Source organism: Kitasatospora sp. NPDC048296, assembly GCF_043201815.1.
Taxonomy (GTDB): domain Bacteria; phylum Actinomycetota; class Actinomycetes; order Streptomycetales; family Streptomycetaceae; genus Kitasatospora.
The window spans coordinates 1-1,223 of record NZ_JBICZB010000228.1; the positions used below are offsets into that span (position 1 = coordinate 1).

Genomic DNA, 1,223 nt, shown 5'->3' on the forward strand with positions numbered 1-1,223 from the left:
CCACCGGCCGGATCCGGGGCGCACGCAAGCTGCTCACCACCGCCGCCGTGATCATGAGCGCGTTCCTGATCACGACGAGTTTCATCACCACGGTGCTGATCCCCAAGGCCGCCTTCGAGGCGGGCGGGAAGGCCAACGGCCGCGCCCTGGCGTACCTGGCCCACCAGAACCTGGGCGGCGCCTTCGGCAGCGTCTACGACCTGTCGACCATCGCGATCCTCTGGTTCGCCGGCGCCTCCGCGATGGCCGGCATGCTCAACCTGCTGCCCCGGTACCTGCCGCGCTACGGCATGGCCCCGCACTGGGCGCGGGCGGTGCGGCCGATGGTGATCGTGCTGACCCTGATCGGCTTCCTGGTGACGTGGCTGTTCGACGCGAACGTGGACGCCCAGAGCGGCGCGTACGCGACCGGTGTGCTGGTGCTGATCTCCTCGGCCGCCATCGCCGTCACCATCGCCGCCCACAAGGCCAGGCAGCGCAACTGGACCACCGGCTTCGCCGTGATCGCGGCGGTGTTCCTGTACACGACGGGCGCGAACATCGCCGAGCGCCCGGACGGCGTGAAGATCGGCGCCTGCTTCATCGGCGGGATCGTCCTGGTCTCCTTCCTGTCGCGGCTCAAGCGGGCCTTCGAGCTGCGCGTCACCGACGTGGTGCTGGACGAGGCGGCCGAGCGGTTCGTCCGGGACTACACCCACCGGCCGATGCGCCTGGTCGCCAACGAGCCGAACAGCCGTGACCTGGCGGAGTACCAGGAGAAGAAGCGGGAGATCCGTGCGCACCACGACATTCCGGCCGACCTGGACCTGGTGTTCGTCGAGGTGACGGTCCGGGACCCGTCCGAGTTCGAGACGGTGCTGGACGTGCGCGGAGAGGTGCTGCACGGCCGCTACCGGGTGTTGTCGCTGGAGAGCGCCAGCGTTTCGAACGCGCTGGCGGCCCTGCTGCTGACGATCCGGGACCGTACGGGGCAGATCCCGCACATCTACTTCGAGTGGACCGAGGGCGGTCCGGTCGGCCACTTCCTGCGGTTCTTCCTGTTCGGGCAGGGCGAGGTCGCCCCGGTCACCCGGGAGGTGCTGCGCGAGGCGGAGCCGGACCGCTCCCGGCGCCCGCGTGTCCACGTCGGGTAGGGCCCGTCCTCCCGACGCCGTGGCCCTGGACCGGTCGGCGACCCGGGCCGACCTTTCGGCCGGCGAGGGGCCCGGGCGTCGCCTCGGCTG

General features: G+C 71.0%; 1 pseudogene. It reads left to right on the plus strand.

Annotated elements, in window-relative coordinates:
* Window positions 1–1,133 (plus strand): annotated as a pseudogene (locus ACGF12_RS38660) (amino acid transporter); the annotation flags it as partial.
* Window positions 1,134–1,223 lie beyond the last annotated feature (90 nt).